Here is an 18,642-nt window from a genome sequence, read left to right on the forward strand (position 1 = left end):
GTGCCCGACCAAAGAGTCGTTACATCGCAATGCGAAGGTTCGATAGCGCTGTCCCGATCTGGTTGAACGTCGTAACGATCTGGTTTGCCGTCGTCAGCAGGAAGAACTTGGAAGAGTCACTCGCGCAATTCTTTAAAAGCGTGGATGTCGGATCACCTCCCGTGTTGACCTGCACGGTGTAGAGCGTGATGCCGGCGGCCTTTGCATTTGCGCAGGTGAGTGCTTGGCGATTGTCAATCGAGGTCTGGCTCGTATACCAACGGTCTTGAGTGTTCAAACCGTCAGTCAGCAAAATGATGACCTGACTGTACTTGTAATTCGGGTCCATCGCCGGGGGACTCGGGAATGGACCTCCGCCGACCAACGATTGCCAACCGAGCTGGAGGCCAATGGCCTGGTTGGTATTTCCGTTTGGCGACATACGGTTGACCAGCGAGGTCATTGACGACCAGTCGTAGTTCAAAGCCATGATCGCTGCGGCGGGGCAAGACGCGTACTGCTCGGCAGGATAGAGTGTTGGAACATTGTTTATGCTTGGCGTCGTCACGTTGGTGTCGTAGGCACCGGCGGCAGGGCCGTTAGAATTGCCTCGGTCGGTAACACATCCGTTCCAAGTGCTGTGGTCGGCAGGCGTCCAGGTCTTGCCGTGGGCCTCACAATCGCTCTGGCTGTCGCTGTATTTCGATCTGCTGCACGAACCATTGTTGGCATCCCAGTCCGTCCAGTCGATCCAAGCGGCCTCGTAGTTGCTGGGGCCAACGTTGACGTCCTTCACGAATGGAATGACGGATACGTAGACGTCGCCGGTGTTGGTCGCGGCAGCTTGCAATTGCGACAGCAAACTCTTCGTGGCCGTGATCAACGCCGGCATCTTGCCGTCATCGGCCATCGAACCAGTGTTGTCGAGCACGAGGGCGACGCGAAGTTTGGTGTTCCCCCATTTGACCTCCGAGGTCGCGCCGGTGGTCATGGTGCCGACGCCGAACACGCTCATGAAATTGGCTTTCACGCTGGCTCGCGCGCTAAGCAAAACTTGAGAGCCGCCGCTGGTGCTGTATGTCGCAGTCACAGTCAGGCTGCTCGCTTCGGGTCGATTGAATAGCGCCTTTACGTAGTTGTCGGCTTGGGTCTGAAGTTGAGAACTGGTCATGCTCGCTGCTGTTTTGGAGAGCATAAGCGCAGTCGAGTCGGTGGCGACCTGAAGCGCCGTCTTGACCGAGTTGGCATTGCTATAGTCAACCGCGGCACCAACGAAACTGACAAGTGGGAGCGATGCCAGCGCAAAGGTAACGGTGACGTTGGCGCGGTTTGCCGCGCGCAACTCGCGCAGAACCTGGAAAAAGCGCAGCAATAAAGCATTCATGGCAGCCGCCTGAATCTGGTTTCAAGCGAGACCAATAAACGCTAGACGATGCGGCTTCTATTAATAGGATCGCAAAAATTCGCCGAAACTGACAGAACGCGCCATCGCCAATGACTTTGGTCAAAAAAACCTCGAATGGATTTTTTGAAAGCGATCGGATTCGTTATCGGTTTGGTCACTCTACCCTCGCCTCTACACCCTGTGAGAGAAGCGCTACGGTTATCGGCGGATTCATGCTGCTGCCGCGCCGGAAACAGACTCTCATGTCGGCTACGCTCCCGATAACGACATGAAAGCGGTCATCGATTGATTCGGCGAAGCGCCGGAAGACGACATCCGCCAAACTATTCGATCACTTCGTCGGCGCGGGCGATCCGGCCGGGCTCTCGCCCTTGAGAATGCGGTCGAGGTGATCGCCGCGCCTCGCCACTGATCACGTTGGTCCGGGCCGTACGAGATCAGCCCGTCGTCATTTGCAAAATAACGATTTTGGCTGCGCGTCAGCGAGTCCACGTCCTAGTCGGCGCGTGACGCCGCAGGTACAGCTATGTCGAGATTCGGCATGTGAGCCGCACGCGGGACCGCACCGGCAGTCCGACTGAGCGCCTGCATCCGTTCGTACTCTGCCATCAGCAGCTCGACCGGGTGCTGAGCGAGATCGAGGCCGATCTTTTTTGAAAATCCTACCCGGTCCGGAAACTGCGCGCGGAAGACCTCATTCATTCCGCCGTCCATTTCGCTGTAAACAGGCGCGGATCGCACATTGTCTTCGAGCAGTCGCGCGTATTCGATCTCGTCCGCGCGTTGCTTCTCCAGCGCCGGGCCTGCGATTTTCGGATCCACGACAAAGCTCGGGCACGGACCGGTGGATTTGAACACGAGCGGCTTCGGTGAATTCGGGGGACGTTGCGCGTCGAAGACATACTGGCGATTGCACACGTCCACCTTCGGTTCGAGATGGGTCGCCTCGAAGTGATCGTTGCCGATCTTGAGCATCTTCCAAAAGGCCAGGTTCCGATTGTTCCGATGCCGCGCCAAATTCGCCGGCGTCATGCGGAACGGATAGGCCTGGACCTGGAATGACGGCCGGCCGCCCAGAAACGACTCGCGCGCCAGCGAATAGATTTCGCTGATCTGTCCGTCGGTCATGGCAAAGCAACCGACCGACAGGCAGTCGCCGTGGATCATCAGCAGGCTGCCTTCACGGCGGTTGGCCTTGTCGAAGCTGTTGGGAAACCCGGTGTTGATGGCAAGATAGTAGTTGGAGTTGGGGTTCATCAGATTGGGCGTAATTCGATAGAACCCCTCCGGAGCCTGACGGTCGCCCTCGCGCAACTTCGGCCCGAGATCGCCCGACCACCGGCAGATCGGATAGGTCTTGAGGATCGCAAAACGGCCGGTGACGTCCTGTTTCCAGACTTCAAGCTCCGCCTCTTCCTTGAAGACGCGCACAAGGATCGGCGAATGGATCGGCATCTGCTTTTGCCGGAGCAGCGAGAGCAGTTCGGGCGGCAGCGGCTTCGTCGCCTTGGCGGGCAACTTGGGAACCGGCTTGGCAGGCAGATTTGCCGGTGGCGTGCCAGGCAGCTCGGCAGGCAATGACTTGCTGTTCTGGTCGGGGCTTTGACCAAGGCACGTGACCGGCGCCAACGCGGCGGCAGAAACCGCCGTCAGTACAAGCGCACGGAGCACCGTCGCGCGGATCATTGCCTCTCCCTTCAATCTCTTATCATTCATAACACTTTTGATTGCCGCGCGAGACGCCCTGTCAGGAAAATCCCGTCAGCACGCCGGGCATTACGATGCATTTCATCGGAAGTAACGAGTTGCTTGCCATGTCCACGTCAAATTCGCGCCGACGTGTCGGATGTTATGCCGTGCTTTTTCGTCTGCAGATTATCGTCGCATTGAAACATCACGTTCTCAGAGGCAAGCGACATGCGTCCGAAGTGGTGGATGGATTGGACCGCGGATCAAGGCGGCTTCGACTTCAACAACAATGATGCATTTGATTTCGTTTTCGACCAGTCGTCGATCAAGACTCATATTACGCCGGAGCACCACGGCCTTGGCACCGCGGCCTCGGACAATCTGGCCGGGCTGCTGCTTGTTGATGGCGACGGCGAGGTCGTTTCGGCATTCAGCCACGCGACGGGCGGAGGAAGCACCTCCGGCACCGGCAGCGGCGCGAGCGGAACAACGACCACCGCGGGCGCAGCCTCGACATCGCCCTTCGTGATCAATGTCACCTATGACGCAAGCGTCGCGAACGCGCCCGCTGCCTTCAAGACAGTGGTCTCCAACGTGGTCCAGTATCTGGAGAGCCACTTCACCGATCACGTCACGATCAATATCGCGGTGGGCTATGGCGAGGTCGGCGGCTACAGCCTGGGCTCCGGGGCGCTGGGCGAAAGCCTCACCTACCTGTCGAGCTACAGCTACGCGTCCATCAAAAATGCGCTGGTTGCCGATGCCAAGACGGCCGACGATGCGTCCGCGGTGGCGACTCTTCCGGCGACGAGCCCGGTGAGCGGCACGTTCTGGACGTCGACTGCGGAAGCCAAGGCTCTCGGGCTCATGGGCACCAGCAGCAGCCTCGACGGCTATGTCGGCTTCGCGGCCGGCAATCTGTTCGACTACGACAACAGCAACGGCGTCAGCGCCGGACTCTATGACTTCTATGGCACGGTCGCCCACGAGATCACCGAGGTGATGGGCCGCGCTCTTCTGGTCGGCGGCACCATCGGCAGCACGTCACACAGCTATTACCCGCTCGACCTCTTCCATTATTCGGCCAGTGGCGTTCGTGATTTTTCGGGAACAACGCCGGGTTATTTCTCGATCAACGGCGGCGCCACGAATCTCGACAGCTTCAACACCAACCCGGGTGGCGACTTCGGGGATTGGGCCGCGAGCGCCGGCAACGACTCGTTCCTTGCTTACAGCCCATCGGGAGTGGTGAACGGCATCTCGCAGACTGACCTCAGGGAGCTCGACGTTCTCGGATGGGACGCAGGTTCGAGCGGTTCGCCCACCGGTCCGACACCCGCCCTGCCGGATCTCACGGTGACCGGCTTCTCGTTTACCGGATCGCATTTCAGCTATCACATCAGCAACGTCGGAGCCGGCGCGGCGGCAAGTTCGACCGCGGGCATTTACGTCTCGTCGAGTCCGACCGGTTCGCAAAGCCTGATCGGCACCTTCAGCACTGCGGCGCTGGGAGCCGGCACCTCGGATACGGAAACGGGGTCGATCACCTGGGGAGCGAACACGACACCGGGCACTTATTACATCAGTGTGACCGCCGATTACGGAAACGCCGTCGCCGAGAGCAACGAAAGCAACAACCAGTCTCCGAAGATCGCAGTCGTTCTCGGCAATAGCAGCGCAAACACGCTGACCGGGACAACCGGAAACGACGTGCTGATCGGATTGGGAGGCAAGGACACTCTGACAGGCGGCGCCGGCGCCGATCAGTTCGTGTTCAACACCGCAGTCACGAAAACATCTCCCGTCGCAACCATCACAGACTTCAGCCACACCCAAGGCGACCGGATCGATCTCGATCACACGATCTTCAGCGCGTTGACGCAGGTCGGCGTCGGTTCGCCTCTCGCGGCAGCGGATTTCTACGCGAGCAGCAACGGCACCGCGCATCTTGCGACCGATCGCGTCCTCTACAACGTTACCACGGGCGCGTTGTACTATGATGCCGATGGAACCGGCACGAAGGCGCCGGTCCAGATCGCGGTGCTGGCCCAGCACCCGACGTTGACAGCCAGTGACTTTCTCGTGGTGTAGACCGGCGGTGGGTCTGCATCGTTTGGAACTTGAGACCGGAGAGCCTTTACGCGCTCGTTGCGTGCGCACCGGCCGCATCTATACTGCCAAAACCGAAACGCATTATCCGGCCAACCGCATTGCTCAAACGATTAGCCATTGTGGTCACATTTCTCGTCGCCGCACTCGATTCGATTCGAGCAGCAGAAACGACCGCCGCGGGCCTTTGGGAAAAAACCGAGGACGGGCAGCCGGTGGTCTGGGTGCTGATCGTCGAGCGGCCGAACAATCTCTTTGAGGGCGCCTTCGCGAAGATGTTCGAGGCCCGGGAGGTCAATCATCCGGATTTCTGCACAAAGTGCACCGGCGACCGGAAGAACCAGCCCGTGCTCGGCCTGTCATTCATCCGTGACATGAAGCGCAACGGGCTCGGCTACGAGAACGGCAATGTCCTCGATCCGCGCGACGGTAGCGTCTACCACGCGAAGATGACGCTCAGTCGCGACGGTCAGCAACTCACGCTGCGGGGCTATCTGGGTATTCCGATGTTCGGCATGGACGAGGTTTGGCATCGGCTGCCCGACACCATGATCGCCCAGATCGATCCAGCTGTCGTCGCGAAGTGGCTGCCCAATCAGACGCAGAGCACGCCGCCGCGCGCTCCGCGACGTTGATGGCCCGTTTCGACGGCGCGCCAGTCCTCGGTTATCCACCGGACCGCTCCCTGCCGCGGTGCTGCCATGTTGTTGCCTCCCCATGGGCGCGGGGTGAATCGTTGGGGGGCGAACGATGTCGGTGGGATGGCGATTGCTTGTGCAGCGGGGAAAGCGCGTCGAGCACTTCGTGGCTCAGGCGACCAGCGAAATGGCGGCCATCGCTGCGGTGCGCAAGCGACGCGGGATGGAGAAGGCCGTCATTGTCGCAAGCGGGATTGCGTCCGACGACGATCTGGTGGGGCTCGGGCTCAAGGATGGTGAGGCTCAGCGGACGGCGGTGCCGAGGCAGTCGAATCCAGAGCCGTAGTTACCAGGCGGATTGATGGTGCCAGTGCCGGCGTAGCTCTGAGGCGTGCGGCGCTTAAATGCCGCGCGCCTCGCGAAACGACACCAGGCGCCGGCGTGCCTCATCCCACAGCACCAGCCGCACACAGCGCAGGCTCTGCACCAAGGTGACGCGGTTCATGCTGGACAGCTCCGGATGATCGCGCAGCACGCGCGGCAGGCGGTAGTAGGGAATGCCGCTACACAGGTGATGCACATGATGCGCGCCGATGTTGGCGGTGACCCAGCGCAGCACGCCGGGCAGCACGTAATGTGAACTGCCACGCAACGCGGCATCGTGCCGGCTCCACTCTTCGTCGCGCGCCCAGAACGCATCCTCGAACTGGTGCTGCACATAGAACAGCCAGACGCCGACGGATGCGGCGAGCAACGTCATCGGTACATGCACCAGCAGAAACGTACCGAGGCCCAGAAACCAGATCAGCACGCCCGCGACCGCGGCGATCGCCAGGTTGGTCGCCATCGCGCTGATCCAGCTGACCCGGCAGTGAAACCGCAGCCTCGAGGGGACGCGGTTCTGGAAGAGAAAGAGGTAAGCCGGTCCGATGACGAACATCACCAGCGGGTGGCGATACGCGCGGTAGCCCAACCGCCCCCAAATTGACAGCGCGTTGAACTCCCGCACCGTCAGCGTGTCGATGTCGCCGATCCCGCGCCGGTCGAGATTGCCCGACGTGGCGTGGTGATTGGCGTGCGCCAGACGCCAGGCATCGTAGGGGGTCAGCGTCAGCACGCCGATCAGGCGGCCAACGCCATCATTGACGTGGCGATTGCGGAAGAACGAGCCGTGACCGCAGTCGTGCTGGATCATGAACAGCCGCACCAGAAACCCGGTGCCCGGAATGGCGAGCAGCAGCGACAGTTGCCAGTAGCCGAAGTGCACCGCAGTCCAGCTCAACACCCAAATGCCCGCGAAGGGCAGCAGCGTCGCGGCGATTTCGAGGACGCTCCGCACGTGACTTGGAGCGCGATAACCGGCCAGCAGCCGCGTCCAGGCGCGAGCGGGCTCAGGATGTGTGACCGATTGCAACGGTGCGATGCCTTTTGTTCAGTCCTTGGAAGCGAGCGGGCCGGCACCCAAATCGCCAGCGCAAGCCGAGACCGCGCCGCACGCGGATTGGAGGATGAAAGGGCGCACTCGATCTCGGTTTGTTGAAAGCCACCTCCGTGAAGGCGGCCCGCGATTGTCGAACGACATAGCGGCGGTGGGCGTCAAATACAAGGCAGACTCGCCCGACCCCTCGAATGGCACTTCGCGCCGTTGCGAGAACCGCCGCATTTTCATGACGATCGCGACCTTGCTCGGGTCGCGATCCAGATGACGTGCCGGGCGCCGCCACCGGATCCGTTGGCCCGGACCCTGACCTCGTCGACCTCAAAGCCGACCGTGCGAAGGCGAGCGCTGAATTTCTGGTTCGGTCCGGATGACCAGACGGCGAGGACACCGCCGGGATGCAGCGCCGCGTGCGCCGCATTCAAACCTTTGATCCCATATAACGCTTCGTTGGATTCTCGGGTCAGCCCCTCTGGACCGTTGTCGACGTCGAGCAGGATCGCATCGAACATCGCGCGCCCGGATTTGATGAGCTGGCCCACATCGGCCTGACGCAGGCTGACACGCGGATCCGTCAGGCTGTCGCCGAAGATTTCCGCCATCGGGCCCCGCGCCCATGCCAAGACGGCCGGGACAAGTTCAGCGACGGTGATCCTGGCTTCGGGTCCAAGCGAGGCCAGCGCGGCACGAAGCGTAAAGCCCATGCCCAGTCCGCCGATCAACATCGCCGGCGCCCTGCGGCTTCGGATTCTCTCGCAAGCGATCGTCGCGAGCGACTGCTCGGAGCCGCTCAGGCGGCTGTTCATCAACTCGTTCTGCCCCAATTTGATCGAAAATTCGCTGCCGCGCCGCATCAGGCGAAGTTCGCCACTTCCGCCGGGCACTGGTGCCGTATCAATCAGGGACCACGGGATCACGGATCACTCTTCAATCGGAAAGTGGGCAGGCGCGTGACATCGATCGACAGGGTGATGGCCGGAAGGCCATCCCGACGCATTTCGCTCCGTCTTGCGGCGCCCCGCTTGGGGCTCGCTTGGGGTCAGAGAGCATGTGAGCGGTCTGGTCCCATGCTGCTTTCCGTGGCAATAGCGGCCCGTACCAACGTTTTGCAAGGCCACCGAAAGGCCCCGCGATGCCAGCACCGATGCCACAAAAAAACCAGGAATGGCTCGAAGCCAGGGCATTGGAAATCGCACGCGACGAGAGGGGCTGCCGCGAGCTGAAGGCTGTCCGGATCGAAAGAATTGCCGCCGAAGGAGGCGGCCCCAACTGGAAAGTGACGGCATTCGAGCCCCCGCTCGCTCCAGCGGCCGAAGTGCTGGCCATGGAGGTCATTGCGATCCTTCGGGGGACCTACGCGCTCACGCCCGGGGAAGCCGACGACCAGGAGGCTCTCAAACAGGAATATAAACGGCTTCTCGGGAAGCGAGCCGCCTTTCGGGACATTGTCCTTCGCGAACAGTCTGCCTGGGATGGCCGGGAGCCGAAGCCCGAAGCCATGGCTGAAGCGGAACGGCAGCGTGACGACGTGGATATCGAGCTGGCCAGAATTGCCGATCGGATCAGGCCCCGCTGAATCGCGGATTGGCCGGCATCGGCCTCGTCCCGTTGCCGAACTTTTCGCACACCAAAGCGCCGGATTACGCCCATTTCATTTGCGGCGCTTCGCGAATATGTCACACTCGAATCATGCTCGACCGCGTCGATTTTGAGCCGATTTTCTTCGCTCCTTTCGTCTCCTCGGTGATGAAGGTCGAGCCGGCCTGGATCGATTACAACGGCCATCTCAACATGGCCTACTACAACGTCCTGTTCGATCGTGCGGTCGACGAGGTGTTCGAATTGCTCGGCTGCGGCGCCGATTACGTCAGGAAGGGCTTCTCGACCTTCACGGCCGAGGTGCATGTGCGCTACCTCCGCGAGCTGCACGAGGGCGACCCGGTGCGGGTCACCTTCCAGCTGCTCGAATACGACAACAAGCGCATCCACTATTTCGAGCAGCTGTTCCACGCCCGGGAAGGCTGGGTCTCGGCGACGTCGGAGAACATGTCGCTGCATGTCGACATGGCGGCCAAGAAGGTCGCGCCATTCCGGCCGGAGGTCACGCGGCGGCTCCTGCAGATGAAAGCCTCGCACGGGCAATTGCCGCGCCCGGAGGCCGCCGGCCGCAGCGTACGGATGCCGGAATCAGGAATCGGCAGCACGTAGCTTCATCGACGACCGTCCCGACGACTTCGTCTTGGGCGCGGAGACTTACCTGCTCAAGTCGAATTCATGCGTTGAGCGGTTTGGCCGATCCTCGACGAACAATCTCGACGATCTCGGCCGGCCCGACCGGGGCGATGCTGATGCGGGCTCCGAGATCGCTCAGCGCGTCCTCGATGGCTCCGACGATGGCGGCGGCTGCCGGCAGAACGCCGGATTCTCCCACACCCTTCACGCCCAGCGGATTGAGCGGCGACGGCGTGCTCCGATGGACCAGACGCACGCTGGGAACATCCGTGGACGTCGGCAGCAGGTATTCGGCGAGAGTGGTGGTGAGCGGCTGCCCTGAGGCGTCGAAGTGCATCCGTTCGAGCAGGGCGTTGCCTATGCCGTGAACCGTTCCGCCCACGACCTGACCATCGACGATCATCGGATTGATCACCCGTCCGCAGTCGTGCGCCAGGACATAATCCCGGATGGTGACGCCGCCGGTCTCGACGTCGACCTCCACCACCGCGACCGCCGTGCCGTTCGAATAGGCCATCTCGTTGACGACGAAGGCCTCCGAGAACTCCATGCCAGGCGGAAGCCCTGCAGGAAGATACGCGCCGGCCACCCCCAACGAAGCCTTCGCCACCTCGGCAAGACCGATCTTCAATCCGGCTGCGCCTTTCAGATGAACATCGCCGCCGCTGATCTCCAGGTCGGTCGGCGCAACCTCGAGCAGATGTCCCGCCACCGCCAGAACCTTTTCGCGGACCTTCAGCGCCGCGATATGCGCCGAGGATCCCGCCGTGACCGTCTGCCGGCTGCCGAACCCGCCGAAGCCGATCGTCGATGTCGCCGAGTCACCGGTCGTGACGATGACATTGGACATGTCGTTGCCAAGCTGCGCTGCCGCGATCTGCGCCAGCATGGTCTTGGTGCTTTGCCCCATGGCCGCGGCGCTGGACAGGACGTGGATCTTGCCGGACGACGTAATTTTCACCGTCGCGGGTTCAAATGGGCCCCGCCCGGTCAGTTCGACGAAGTTCGCGAGCCCGATGCCGAGATGGCGCCCCTTCGCTCTCGCTTCCCGCTTGCGGCTCGGAAAATTCGTCCATCCGGCGACGCTCAGCGCCTCGTCCTGACAGGCATGAAGGTCGCCGGAGTCGATCACGACGGGCACGCCGGACCGCGTCTTGAAAGGCTTGGGGCATGGCATCTGCTCGCGCCGGACCAGGTTGCGCCGGCGGACGTCAGCCCGATCGAACTTCAACTCCATCGCGACCCGATCCAGCAGCCGCTCCATCGCAAACACGCCGAGCGGCTGCCCCGCTCCTCGAACCGGAGTCACCGGCACCTTGTTGGTCAGCGCGAGCTTCACCTGCAGGGAACACGCCGGCACGTTGTAAGGCATCGTCATGGCCTGCATCGCTTCGAACGCGACGTTGACGCCCCGCGCCGTATAGGCCCCGTGATCGTGGATCATCGAGCCGCGGATGCCGAGAATTCTCGCTTCATCGTCGACCGCGATCTGAAGATCCCAGACCTGATCCCGCTCCTGCGTCGTCGAAATGAAGTGCTCGCGGCGGTCCTCGATCCACTTCACGGGGCGCCGGAGCAGAAGCGCCGCCAGCGCAACGACAAGCTCCTCGCTGTAAAACACCAGCTTGGGGCCGAAGCCTCCACCGACGTCCGGCGCGACGACTCGCACGCTCTTTTCCTCGCGTCCGAGCATATGCGCGAGCATGCGCATGGCGGCGTGCGGCGTCTGGGTCGAACTCCAGACCGTCAGCAGGTCCTGGTTGGCATCGTACGAAGCGACGACCCCGCGCCCCTCGATCGAATGGCTGCCACCGCGCGACGGCAAGAGCCTCTCGGAATAGACATGCGCCGCGCCACCGAAAGCCTCGCCGGCATTTCCAAACGTCAGATCCAGCTCGGCCACGATGTTGTGCGGCGCGCCCCGATGGACGGTGGCCGTTCCCGGCACAACGGCGGCGACGCAGTCGACGACGGCCTCGAGGGGTTCGTATTCCACCTCGATGCAGGTCAGCGCGTCTTCTGCCTGATGACGGCTGCCGGCGATGACCACGGCCACCGGCTCGCCGACATAGACGACCTCGTCGATGGCCAGCACCGGCCGGTCCACCTGCTGACGGAATGCCTTGCTTGGCAGCGCCACAACGAGGCGCTCCTCGGTGAGGAACGGTTTGATGTCGGCAAAACTGTAGACCGCGACGACGCCGTCCATCGAGCGGGCGACGGCTGTGTCGATCCGGCGGACGAGCGCATGGCCGTGAGCGCTGCGCAGGAAACAGGCGTGCAGACTGCCTGGAAGCGCGATGTCATCGACGAAACGCCCCGCTCCGACAAGCAGAGGAGCATCTTCAAGACGCGGAATGGATTCTTCGATCATTCAAGGACGACAAGCAGTGAGCCTCTGACTTCAGACCAGGGTGTGCGTCTTATTTGCCGGATAGGCCTGCGGCATCCACCGCTGCTTTGGCCAATGGCAGGTCCGCTTGGATTGCGGCCGCGAGTTCGCCAGGGCTGCTACCGATACATTCCGCACCCATTCCTGTGATCAAGTCGATGACCTCCTGCTCACGGCACACATCCGACACGGCTTTCGACAATTTGTCGATGATGCCCGCGGGCGTTCCGGTCGGAGTGAAATACCCCACCCAGCTTGTGAAGGTGAAGTCCCTCTGCTCTTCAACGAAGGTCGGGGTATCGGGAAACAAGGCGAGCCGCTTGCTGGAGGATACGGCGAGCAATCTGACCTTCTTCGATCGCACCTGCTCGACCAGATCGACCATGTTTCCGAAGTACATCTGCACTTCGCCAGTCATCACGCCCAACATCGACGCCGGGACCGTCGGATACGGCACCATCACGAGATCCAGCTTCTCCCTCGACGCCCATAAGGCCGCGGCCAGATGCGTGCTTTGGCCCGTTCCTGAGATGCCATAGTTGATCTTGCCGGGCCGCGCCTTCGCATAGGCGACGAACTCGGACAGGTTCTTTACCGGCAAGGTGGGCGGCACGACCAGTCCCAGACCGTTCATGACGAACATGCTGATCGGAGCCAGGCCCGTGACAGGGTCATAAGGCAGCTTCTTGATCAGAGGCGCGCTCGTGAACTGAGCGCCGCCTCCAAACCATAACGTGTATCCGTCGGGAGCCGATCGGGTGACGTACTCGGTGCCGATGAGACCACCCGCGCCGGCGCGGTTCTCCACGACGAAAGGCTTGCCGAACATACGCGCCAGCCGGTCGGTCGTGACGCGCGCCATGACGTCGGTGTATCCGCCCGGTCCCACCGGGGCGACAACCTTGACGGCTCGGTTCGGCCAGTCGCCCGCACTCGATTCGCCAGCCAAGAAGAGCGACAAGCAGACGACAGCAACGTGCAGCTTCAACCCCATCGCGTGCACCTCATCAGGATTTCCTCTCCTGGGCAGCGTCTTGGGCAGCGTCTTGCGATCGGAGATTTCCCCTGCCGGATTCGGGCAAAACCTCGAAGCGATGCCAAACGCTGTCAATGAAACGTTTCCAGGACACAGACTCAAGCCGGCACGAAATTCTATTTTTGCCGCCCATGCCAAGTCAACAGGTCGATATAACAAGTTGCGGCTTGTGTTTCCCGGCCGGAGGCTTCATCAGAATGCCGTTTGCAGGGAACGAAGCGACGATGAAGAAAAGGCAGGCACCCGGAAAAACGTCTGCTGCGGCGGCGCAATCGCGACTGACCGACATGTCGGTGGACGCGACCTCACCCACTCCGCTGTACCATCAAATCTTCGAGCAGTTGCGGAACGCCGTTTTGGCCGGCGACTTCGCGGACCAGGGCTACCTGCCCAGCGAACAGGAAATTTCCCAACGGTTCGGAGTTTCGAGGATCACGGCCAAACGGTCGCTCGACGAAATGGCCACCGCGGGTTTGGCGGTTCGCGAGCAAGGCCGCGGCACACGCGTCAACAGCGCCCCCGGCCGAACGATGGTGAGAGGCGGCATCTCCAGCCTAGTGCAGAGTCTGCACGCTAACGCACGGCATTCCGTGAAGCTGATCGATTTCGGATATGTCCATCCGTCTGCCGAGATTGCGGATATTCTGGGAATCGACCGGAAGGCCGAAGTTCAGCGCGCCATCAGGGTTTGGAACGGACCGAACGGGCCGTTCTCGCATCTGACGACCTTTGTCCCCGCCGAGATCGGCCGGAGATGGACGAAGAGCGACCTGCAATCGAAGCCCTTGATTTCGCTGTTGGAGAGCGGCGGCGTTCGAGTCGGCAGAGCCCAGGAGCAGATTACGGCCACCCTTGCCGACCGCGACACCTCGGAGCGCCTCCTGGTCAAGCGGGGCGAGCCGCTTCTGATGATCGTGCGCACGGTGTTCGATCTGGAAGGCACGGCCGTGGAGCACATCATCGCGCTCTATCCTCCGTCCCGGTACCAATATCTCGTAAGCCTCGAATAACGGTCCTCGCCCCCTGGCGGGAGCATCGAGGCGATTGCCTGCTGCGCCTAGTTGATATATCAACATATCAGATCGCCCCCCGGCGGGGCCGCACAGACAATCAGGGAGAAATCGAATGGCTGCCAGGATCAAGGTCGAGGATGCGATGTCCGCCGGGAAAGCGTCCGTGTCAGAGCCGGCGAAGCCAGCCGCTGAAGCGGCGCCCAAGCTCCCGTACACCGATCTCCGCGAATGGATGGATGAAGCCAGGAAGCTCGGCGAATTGAAGGAGGTCGAAGGGCTTTCCTGGGAGCGGGAAATCGGGCTCTGCGCCGAGGTCGTGCAGAAGGAGGAGAAGTCTCCCTGCGTCGTCTTCACGAAGATCCCCGGATCGCTTCCCGGCAGCAGGGTGCTGACGAACTTCTTTGCCGGCCGCCGGATGAACATGACGCTCGGTCTTCCGCTCCACCTTTCCAAGCTGGAGCTCACCGAGGGCATGCGCCGTCATTACATGACGGACCTCAAGCGGATTCCGGTCGAATACGTCGAGGACGGCCCCGTGTTCGAAAACACGATGCAAGGCGACGACATCGACGTCACGAAATTCCCGTCGCCGATCTGGCACAAGCACGACGGCGGCCGTTACATCGGAACGGGCGCCTACCTGGTCACCCGCGATCCCGACGAAGGCTGGGTGAACTGCGGCGTCTATCGGGTGATGGTCCAGGACAAGAAGTCGGTCGGCTTCTACATCTCTCCCGGCAAGCACGGCCATATCCAGATGATGAAGTACGAGGCCCGCAAGGAGCCCATGCCGGTTGTCATCGTGGTCGGCGGCGACCCGATGTCCTACATGATGGCGGGAATCGAGGTGCCTTACGGAACGTCCGAGTTCGAAGTGATCGGCGGCATCCGCGGCAAGGCCTATCAGATGGTGAAGGGTCCGATGACGGGACTGCCCTTCCCCGCCAATGCCGAGATCGTCATCGAAGGATTTCTCCAGCCGGGCAACCGCAAGCTCGAAGGGCCGTTCGCGGAGTGGACGGGCTACTACAGCACGCACGACAGCGAAGAGCCGCTGCTCGACATCAAAGCCATCCACTATCGGAACGACCCGATCATCCTGGGTTGCCCGCACCAGATGCCGCCCGACGAGAGCATGCGCTATCTCTCGGTCGTCCGTTCATCTCTGCTGCGCGAGAACATCACCAAGGCCGGCGTGCCGGACGTCACAGGCGCCTGGATGCATGAAGTCGGAGGCGGACGCTTCCTCGTCGGTGTCTCGATCAAGCAACGCTATGGCGGACATGCGAGGCAAGCGGGGCACGTCGCGTGCCAATGCCACCTCGCGGCCTACTCAGGGCGCTACGTCATCGTCACCGACGACGACATCGACGTTTCCAATCTCGAGGAACTCATCTGGGCGATGTGCACCCGGTCCGATCCGGCGACATCCATCGACATCATCACCAACGCGTGGAGCACACCGCTCGACCCGCGGATCGACCCGCAGCGCAGGGCCCTCAAGGATTTCACCAACAGCCGCGCCATCATCGATGCCTGCCGTCCGTGGCATTGGCGGGATTCGTATCCGAAAATGATCACCGGCACGGTCGAGGAACGTCGCGAAAACCGCAAACGCTTCGAGTACCTGCTCAAATAGAGAAACGTTCGAAAAGCAGCGACGCGCCGGCGGCATCCCGTAGCGACGTCCGGATTCGACCCTTCGCGACAATACTGTCGCGAAGGCGTCGCCGATCACTGCCGGATCATCCCATCAACGATGGCCGAGGCTTCCGCCGGGACTTTGGTTTTCCAGGCTGCAATCGGCGCGGCGGCGCCCTGCCGGAGCGCTATCATGACGGACGCCGGCACCGTCTCGGCGATGCCGACACCGTTCGACCGCATACGCGCATAGTTGTCGGCCGTACGATTGGCCAGCAGCTCGAATTGGCTCTTCTGCGTTTCAGCCGCCGCCGCCATCACCTGGTCCTGCACGTCCTTCGGCAGAGCGTTGAACGCATCGAGCCGCACGAACGCCACCGAGATCGGAACCGCATAATTGATCGGCGTGAAGTGGCGCAGATAATCCCACAACTTGCGGCCGGCTCCGCCGTCCCCCGAGGTCAGGACGGCGTTGAGGGTGCGATTCTTCAGTCTTTCGACGGCGTCGTTGAACGGCAGAGGCTCGGCGGTTGCGCCAGCCGCCCGCATCACCTCGGTCGAGCTGTTGTCATAGGTCCGTACCGCGATCGCCCGCAGATCGGCGGCGCTTTGCAAGGTCCGCTCAGACCAGAGGCCGGTCGAGGGCCAGATCGTGATGTAGAGCAGCTTGGCGCCATGCTTCTCCAGCGCGCGTTCGTAGAGCGGGCGGGCCCTGGTGTTCAACTCCTTGGCGGCATCGATCGACTGCACCACGAACGGCAGCGACGGCAGGCCAAAGATGGCGTCCGCTGCTTCCAGCGGACCGGCGAACGGATCACCGCCGGCGATGCGCTTCTCAGCCGCGGCGCGCAGCATCTCGCCCGAAGTGATCTTCAGCGCGTTGTCGAACGCCGTCGCCGTCGTCACGGCGCCACGGGTGCGCTCCGCGACGAGCTTGCCGAAGGTGGCGAGCCCGGTGCCGGAGACGGCGCTCTGTGGATATTCGGTGGCCATTTGCCATACGACTTGAGCGACGCACGGCGTCTGCAGCGACAACAGCGCAGCAGCGGCGCCGGCGATCACGATGCTCTTGCGGGAGGTGATCCGGTCGAGAATTTTCAAGGACATCATTCGTGAGGCTCCGCAAAGGGCTTAGCAAATCATATGCCAACGCCGCCGAGGCCGGCCAGTCAACCGCAGCTCCGGACGGGCGCTGCGGCTGTCGTCGTTATTGAGCTTTGGCGCCCGACACTTTGACAGCGTGCTCAAAGCTTATGAGCTCTTTGTTGATGCGGTCGCTGTATTCTTTTGCCGAACTGGCGTGAATGACCACGCCGGCGTTTTTCAGCTTGCTTGCGACATCCCGGTCCTTAAGCGCCGCGACCATCTCCCGCGACAGCGCATCGACGATCTCCTGCGATGTCCCGGCGCGAACCGAGAAGCCCATCTCGGAGCTGAAATCGAATTTGGTTTTCAGCAGTTCAGCCAGCGGCACGACGTCGGGGGTTTCCGGAGCGCGCGTTGCCGACGTGATGGCCAGAAGCTTGATCTGCCCGCTTTCGAGGAAGCCCATCAGAGACGAGTAGGCGGCCAGCACCATGGGCGTGTCGCCTCGAATGAAGGCGGGCACAGACTGGGCCGCACCGCGATACGGGATGTGCCGGATATCGACGCCGGCGAGAGATTTGAACAATTCCATCGCGATGTGATGAATTGAACCGTTGCCTGACGACCCGTAGGTCAGTTCGCCCGGCTTGGACTTCGCCAGAGCAATCAGTTCGTCCAGCGTGTTCACGCCCAGCGAAGATTGCACCGCCAGGTAAAGCGGCACGCTCGCCGCATAGGTCAGCGGCGCGAAATCCTTGGCTGGATGATACGCCAACCTCTCGTGCAGGAACGGATTGATGAAAACCGTCTGCGTGTCGGACATCAAAATTGTGTGGCCGTCGGCCGGAGAGCGCAGCAGATTTTGCACCGCCGGAATTCCCGAACCGCCCACCTGATTTTCGATCACGAAGCTCTGGCCGAACTTCTGGCTCAGCTGCGGCGCGATGACGCGCGAGAGGATGTCGGGCGTGCCGCCGGCGGCGTAAGGCACGACGATCCGGACCGGCTGAGTGGGATAGGTTTGAGCTTGCGCCGTATGAGCGGTGCCAGCGAGAATCACCGCTACCCCGACAAGCGGGTAGAAAAACCAAGCCCTCATCGATCGCCCCTCTTCGCAGGTCGTGTCCGTCCATGCGCCCAGTGCGCGCGACCGAACGGCGGCCCTCCCCTTACAGCTCCGGCATATACTGCGGCTGGAAACGTTTCAACGGCGCCAGTGTCGCGGCCATTCCGGCGCTGTCAATTCGGGATCTGCCGGCCTACCTCGCCGCTGTTGGACCGAACAGTCCTAATCGCGGAAGTAGATGCTGCGGCCGCCGCGCATCCCGGTGTGTGACGAGGCCGGCGCATGAACGCGCGTCGATCAAAAATGACCCGAAGCAAAGTGCGCGGGCAAAGTATTGCATATTCAAGGAGAGGCCACTCCGAGGCGGCCTCTCCTCCGTGCGGCGAGTTGGTCTATTGCTGCAAGCCTTCGATCACATAACTGCGGAAGGTCGCGTACTTGTCACCGATTTTGCGAGCTTCCTTGTAATCGGCTCCGTTGCGCCAGGCCTGCATTTTTTCGAGGCTGTCCCAGATCTGAATGACGGCCCTTTTAGGCGGATCACCTTCGACCGCGATGACCTTGCTTGCGCCAGCCCCTCCGGCGCCACCGATGGCAATTTGCTTTCCACCAGCCGCCTTGATGCTCGCCTGAGCCTTCGGAGCGTATTCCTTACCGTAGGCATCAGGGTTGCTGACGCTGATTTCAGTGACGAGGTAGACGGGTGCCTTGTTCTGCGCCCGTAACGCACTGATGCCTGATGCTCCAAGCGCAGCGCCTGCGAGTAGTGCAATTCCGAACCCTAAATATGACTTCATGTACGTTCTCCTCGATATGCATTCTCCCTGGGAATTGATTGTCGTCGGATCGACGACAACGGAACAGCGTACGGCTATTCACGCGGCAATGGCATGGCGATCTTGTCAGGCTTGCACTGAC

The 18,642-nt window shown here is 61.8% G+C and carries 16 protein-coding genes; 7 read left to right on the forward strand and 9 right to left on the reverse strand.

Annotated features, from left to right (window positions below):
* Nucleotides 1-19 precede the first annotated feature (19 nt).
* Both RHPLAN_RS31030 and RHPLAN_RS31035 read right to left on the reverse strand, forming a co-directional pair.
* Nucleotides 20-1,363: a TadE/TadG family type IV pilus assembly protein gene (locus RHPLAN_RS31030; protein WP_068026683.1), complete on the reverse strand. Its 1,344-nt coding sequence runs from the start codon at nucleotides 1,361-1,363 to the stop codon at nucleotides 20-22.
* Nucleotides 1,364-1,879: 516 nt separating this feature from the next.
* On the reverse strand, nucleotides 1,880-3,070 hold the full coding sequence (locus tag RHPLAN_RS31035; RefSeq protein WP_335341035.1) for a L,D-transpeptidase family protein: 1,191 nt from the start codon (nucleotides 3,068-3,070) through the stop codon (nucleotides 1,880-1,882).
* Nucleotides 3,071-3,319: 249 nt separating this feature from the next.
* Here RHPLAN_RS31035 and RHPLAN_RS31040 point away from each other — a divergent pair, with 249 nt between their 5' ends.
* The 3 genes from RHPLAN_RS31040 (at nucleotide 3,320) to RHPLAN_RS31050 (ending at nucleotide 6,166) form a co-directional block, all read left to right on the forward strand.
* A complete protein-coding gene (locus RHPLAN_RS31040; protein ID WP_068026686.1) occupies nucleotides 3,320-5,164 on the forward strand; it encodes an NF038122 family metalloprotease in 1,845 nt (614 codons plus the stop codon).
* A 119-nt stretch (nucleotides 5,165-5,283) separates the two neighbouring features.
* Nucleotides 5,284-5,817: a DUF2147 domain-containing protein gene (locus RHPLAN_RS31045; protein WP_442971838.1), complete on the forward strand. Its 534-nt coding sequence runs from the start codon at nucleotides 5,284-5,286 to the stop codon at nucleotides 5,815-5,817.
* Nucleotides 5,818-5,956: 139 nt separating this feature from the next.
* Nucleotides 5,957-6,166: a hypothetical protein gene (locus tag RHPLAN_RS31050; RefSeq protein WP_157100615.1), complete on the forward strand. Its 210-nt coding sequence runs from the start codon at nucleotides 5,957-5,959 to the stop codon at nucleotides 6,164-6,166.
* 54 nt (nucleotides 6,167-6,220) lie between these two features.
* Here the strand turns inward: RHPLAN_RS31050 and RHPLAN_RS31055 are convergent, their stop codons facing one another.
* Complete coding sequence (locus RHPLAN_RS31055) at nucleotides 6,221-7,234, reverse strand: fatty acid desaturase (RefSeq protein WP_442971792.1); 1,014 nt, start codon at nucleotides 7,232-7,234, stop codon at nucleotides 6,221-6,223.
* Between the two features lie 251 nt (nucleotides 7,235-7,485).
* Complete coding sequence (locus RHPLAN_RS31060; protein WP_068026695.1) at nucleotides 7,486-8,175, reverse strand: spermidine synthase; 690 nt, start codon at nucleotides 8,173-8,175, stop codon at nucleotides 7,486-7,488.
* A gap of 215 nt (nucleotides 8,176-8,390) precedes the next feature.
* On the opposite strand from RHPLAN_RS31060, the gene RHPLAN_RS31065 reads away from it, so the two are divergent.
* Together RHPLAN_RS31065 and RHPLAN_RS31070 are read left to right on the forward strand one after the other, a co-directional pair.
* Nucleotides 8,391-8,834, forward strand: coding sequence for a hypothetical protein (locus tag RHPLAN_RS31065; RefSeq protein ID WP_157100616.1), 444 nt, complete (start codon nucleotides 8,391-8,393; stop codon nucleotides 8,832-8,834).
* 113 nt (nucleotides 8,835-8,947) lie between these two features.
* Entirely contained in the window at nucleotides 8,948-9,466 is a 519-nt protein-coding gene (locus RHPLAN_RS31070) for a thioesterase family protein (RefSeq protein WP_068032117.1), read from the forward strand.
* A 64-nt stretch (nucleotides 9,467-9,530) separates the two neighbouring features.
* On the opposite strand, the gene RHPLAN_RS31075 is transcribed toward RHPLAN_RS31070, so the two are convergent.
* Both RHPLAN_RS31075 and RHPLAN_RS31080 read right to left on the reverse strand, forming a co-directional pair.
* Complete coding sequence (locus RHPLAN_RS31075; protein ID WP_068026700.1) at nucleotides 9,531-11,864, reverse strand: xanthine dehydrogenase family protein molybdopterin-binding subunit; 2,334 nt, start codon at nucleotides 11,862-11,864, stop codon at nucleotides 9,531-9,533.
* Between the two features lie 49 nt (nucleotides 11,865-11,913).
* Nucleotides 11,914-12,993 (reverse strand): Bug family tripartite tricarboxylate transporter substrate binding protein, encoded by a 1,080-nt coding sequence (locus RHPLAN_RS31080; RefSeq protein WP_157100617.1) that lies wholly within the window; start codon nucleotides 12,991-12,993, stop codon nucleotides 11,914-11,916.
* Here RHPLAN_RS31080 and RHPLAN_RS31085 point away from each other — a divergent pair.
* Together RHPLAN_RS31085 and RHPLAN_RS31090 are read left to right on the forward strand one after the other, a co-directional pair.
* A complete protein-coding gene (locus tag RHPLAN_RS31085; protein ID WP_084245955.1) occupies nucleotides 12,993-13,928 on the forward strand; it encodes a GntR family transcriptional regulator in 936 nt (311 codons plus the stop codon). The genes RHPLAN_RS31080 and RHPLAN_RS31085 overlap by 1 nt on opposite strands.
* Nucleotides 13,929-14,043: 115 nt before the next feature.
* Nucleotides 14,044-15,570 carry a UbiD family decarboxylase gene (locus RHPLAN_RS31090; RefSeq protein WP_198164578.1) on the forward strand — a complete coding sequence of 509 codons (1,527 nt, stop codon included), beginning with the start codon at nucleotides 14,044-14,046 and terminating at the stop codon, nucleotides 15,568-15,570.
* A gap of 95 nt (nucleotides 15,571-15,665) precedes the next feature.
* On the opposite strand, the gene RHPLAN_RS31095 is transcribed toward RHPLAN_RS31090, so the two are convergent.
* From RHPLAN_RS31095 to RHPLAN_RS31105, 3 genes are all read right to left on the reverse strand, one after another.
* Nucleotides 15,666-16,682, reverse strand: coding sequence for a TRAP transporter substrate-binding protein (locus RHPLAN_RS31095; protein WP_068026708.1), 1,017 nt, complete (start codon nucleotides 16,680-16,682; stop codon nucleotides 15,666-15,668).
* Between the two features lie 97 nt (nucleotides 16,683-16,779).
* The gene (locus tag RHPLAN_RS31100; RefSeq protein WP_068026711.1) at nucleotides 16,780-17,757 is read right to left on the reverse strand and encodes a Bug family tripartite tricarboxylate transporter substrate binding protein; all 978 of its coding nucleotides are present in this window, start codon (nucleotides 17,755-17,757) and stop codon (nucleotides 16,780-16,782) included.
* A 359-nt stretch (nucleotides 17,758-18,116) separates the two neighbouring features.
* The gene (locus RHPLAN_RS31105) at nucleotides 18,117-18,521 is read right to left on the reverse strand and encodes a DUF1330 domain-containing protein (protein ID WP_068026713.1); all 405 of its coding nucleotides are present in this window, start codon (nucleotides 18,519-18,521) and stop codon (nucleotides 18,117-18,119) included.
* Between the last annotated feature and the right edge of the window lie 121 nt (nucleotides 18,522-18,642).

It is taken from the genome of Rhodoplanes sp. Z2-YC6860 (assembly GCF_001579845.1).
Lineage (GTDB): Bacteria > Pseudomonadota > Alphaproteobacteria > Rhizobiales > Xanthobacteraceae > Z2-YC6860.